Consider the following 3,259-nt stretch of genomic DNA (forward strand, 5'->3'; position numbering starts at 1 on the left):
CGGCGGCTCGCTCGGCCCGGGTGGGGGCCGGGGGCTGGTCGCGGCGCGCGGGCATGCGCCGAGCCTGGCACGGCCGGCCCCTCGTTGCACGAGGTCCGCGGGGTGGGGCCGGACCGACCGCGTCAGTCCTCCCGCACCCCGTCCGCCGCCTCCGCCGCGAGCGGCGCGGCCGCCTCGTCCGCGTGCGCGACGTGGCGGAGCTGGCGCCAGATCGCGACGACGAAGACCGCCGAGCCGACCGCGGCGAACCAGAACGGGGCGGTGACGCCCCAGCGCTCGGCGAGGACCCCGCCGAGGCCGGAGCCGAGGACGAGCCCGCCGAACACCCCGACGGTGTTGACGGCCCCGACGCGGCCCTGCAGCGCTCCGGGGACGGCGCGCTGCCGGATGGTCACGGAGGTGGTGCCCCAGACGAACGCGTGCGCGCCGAAGACGAAGAAGATCACCAGCGCGACCCAGGGCTGCCGGGTGAGGGCGAGCCCGAGGTGGGTGAGGGTCTCGAGGATCAGCCCGATGCGCATGAGGTTGCCGAGCGAGACGTGCCGCGTCAGCCGGCCGTAGGTCGCCGCACCGACGAGGCCGCCGAGGGCGGAGACGGTGGTGAGCAGCCCGTAGCCGATCTCGCCCATGCCGAGGCGCTGCGTCGCGTAGAGCACGAGGACGGACCACGCGGCGCCGAACGTGATGTTGAAGCTGAAGATCGTGAGCACGAGGGTGCGGACGGCGGCGTGCCGCCAGGCCCACCGGAACCCCTCGGCGATGTCCCGGCCGAGGTGGCTGCGGGTGGCGGGGTCGCGGGGGTGCGCGGGCAGCACGATCCGGGAGACCAGCACGGCCGCCGCGGCGACGACGACGGCCTGCGTGGCGAACGGCCACAGCGTGCCCGCGGCGAACAGCGCGGCGCCGAGCGGCGGCCCGGCGAGCTGGTTGACCGTGATGAACCCCGTCTGGAGCCGGGAGTTCGCGACGGCGAGGTCGTCACGGGCGACGAGCATCGGCAGGAAGGTCTGCGCGGCGTTGTCCGCGAAGATCTCGGCGGTGCCGAGGGCGAACAGCAGCGCGAGGACGAGGCCGATGCTGGCGTGCCCGGTGGCGATGGTGGTGGTGAGGGCGGCGAGCACCACGACCCGGACGGCGTTGACGACGAGCACGATCCGGCGGCGGTCCCACCGGTCGGCGAGTGCCCCGGCGAGCAGCCCGAACAGCAGCGGCGGCAGCCACTGCACGGTGGCGGCGAGCGCGACCAGGCGGGCGTCGTCGGTGAGCGAGGCGACGAGCAGGGGACCGGCGGCGAGCGCGATCCCGTCGCCGAGGTTGCTGGTCCACGAGGAGGCGAGCAGCCACCGGAAGGGGATGCCGAGCCGCCGGGGGACGAGGGTCTCGACGATGCGGCTCACAAGGGCGAGATGCTAGCCGTCTCCGCCGTCCGGTGCGGGCGCCGTTCCCCGCACGCGGTGGACGACGAGCTCGGGCACGGCCGGGCTGGCGGCGGTGTGCGGGAGGTCGGGGAAGTCGAACACGCCGAGGATGAGCTGCACGGGGTAGTCGGGCGCGCGGGGGACGTGCCGGGTGACCGCGCCGTCGACCGTGAACGTGACGCCGTCGGGTCCCCAGTCGGCGGCGTAGGTGTGCGGGCGCGCGAGGTCGAGGGCGGTGTGCGGCGCGGCGAAGTCCTCGCGCAGCGCCGGGTCGCGGAACGGGTGCACGCCCTGCCCGAGCGCGACGGTCGGACCGATGTGCTCGCTGTGCCCGCTGTGCCCGCTGTGCCCGCCGGTCCCGGGGCGGGTCGTGTCGCCGAACACCTCGACCAGGCAGATCTCGCCGCTGCGCTCGGGGACGTCCTCGACGCCGACGAGCCACGCGGAGAACATCGACCCCGGCCCCACGGTCGCCCGGCAGGTGACCTCCAGGTGGCCGAACAGGGGCGTCCACGCCCAGGTCGGCGGCTGCTCCTCCTGGACGCGCAGCCCGGGCCGGAACGGCTGCTGCCCCTGCGTGCTGCCGACCGGTCCGGACCAGGACCCGCTCTGCACGGCGGAGACCCGCAGCGGCGGCTCGTGCAGGTCGGGGCACCACACGGGGTGCTCCGGCGGGACCGTGAGGTGCAGGCCGTCGGGGCCGGTGCGGTAGGTCGCCGCGGCGGCGGCGCGCGAGCTCCACGCGGGCAGGTAGGCGGCGGTCCAGCCGCTCCCGGCGAGGGGGCGGTCGAACCGCTCGTCCACGTCGGTGGGCCCCGGCGGCGCGAGCGGGCTGGTCGGGCCGGAGGGGCCCTGCGGTGCGGACATGGCGCCTCCCGGCGGCGGCGAGTCGGTGCGGTGCAGGACGACGCTGCCGCGAGCGTAGGCGCCCCCACCGACACCGGCAGATGATCACCGGTAGCACCCGCCGGGTATCGTCGGTCCATGACCGAGCAGCAGGACGTCGCCGCCCGCATCGTCGCGGCGGCGGCCGACCTCCTGGCCCGCGAGGGCCGCGAGGCGGTGACGACGCGCTCGGTGAGCGCGGCGGCGGGCGTGCAGCCCCCGGCGATCTACCGCCGGTTCGGGGACATGGCGGGGCTGCTCGCGGCGGTCGCGGACGACGGGTTCGCGCGCTACCTGGCGCGCAAGCAGGCGCAGGAGCCGAGCGGGGACCCGGTGGACGACCTGCGCGCGGGCTGGGACCTGCACCAGGAGTTCGCCCGCGAGAACCCGGCGGCGTACGTGCTGATGTACGGCCCGGACAGGTCCGGCGGCACGGCGGGTGCGGTGGCGCGGTCGCTGGCGATCCTGCACGGGCTCGTGCAGCGGGTGGCGGCGGCGGGTCGGCTGCGCACGACCGTCGCCGAGGCGGCCGACGCGGTGCACGCGGCGGGGCTCGGGGTGGCGCTGGAGCGGATGCGGCAGCCGGACGGCGACGTCGGCCTGTCGGAGCGGGTGCGGGAGGCGGTGCTCGCCGCGGTCACCACCCCGGACCCGGACGGCGCGACGACGGCCACCCGCGACATGAGGGACCTGTCCGCCCGGGCCGTCGGCCTGCGCGCCGCGCTGGCCGAGGCCGACGCGCCCGTCACCCCGGGCGAGGCGGCGCTGCTCGACGAGCTGCTCGCCCGGCTGTCCGCGGCCTGACGTCGTGACCGCCGACCCGCTCCTCGCCGTGGCCGCCGAGCTGTACGGGGGCCCGGCGGAGCAGTTCGTCGCGGCGCGCGCGGCGTCGGCCCGGGAGGCGCGGGCGGCGGGGGACCGGGAGCTCGCGCGGGCGGTGGCGGCCCTGCGACGGC

3 protein-coding genes are annotated in these 3,259 nt (G+C 77.1%); 1 reads left to right on the top strand and 2 read right to left on the bottom strand.

What is annotated here, in order from left to right; genetic code table 11:
* Positions 1 to 122: 122 nt before the first annotated feature.
* Together EBM89_RS20060 and EBM89_RS20065 are read right to left on the bottom strand one after the other, a co-directional pair.
* Positions 123 to 1,397 carry an MFS transporter gene (locus tag EBM89_RS20060; protein WP_122151342.1) on the bottom strand — a complete coding sequence of 425 codons (1,275 nt, stop codon included), beginning with the start codon at positions 1,395 to 1,397 and terminating at the stop codon, positions 123 to 125.
* A gap of 12 nt (positions 1,398 to 1,409) precedes the next feature.
* Positions 1,410 to 2,285, bottom strand: a complete 876-nt coding sequence (locus EBM89_RS20065) for a glycoside hydrolase family 16 protein (protein WP_122151343.1) — start codon at positions 2,283 to 2,285, stop codon at positions 1,410 to 1,412.
* 117 nt (positions 2,286 to 2,402) lie between these two features.
* On the opposite strand from EBM89_RS20065, the gene EBM89_RS20070 reads away from it, so the two are divergent.
* A complete protein-coding gene (locus EBM89_RS20070; RefSeq protein WP_122151344.1) occupies positions 2,403 to 3,107 on the top strand; it encodes a TetR/AcrR family transcriptional regulator in 705 nt (234 codons plus the stop codon).
* Positions 3,108 to 3,259 lie beyond the last annotated feature (152 nt).

It is taken from the genome of Cellulomonas triticagri (assembly GCF_003696205.1).
Classification (GTDB): domain Bacteria; phylum Actinomycetota; class Actinomycetes; order Actinomycetales; family Cellulomonadaceae; genus Cellulomonas; species Cellulomonas triticagri.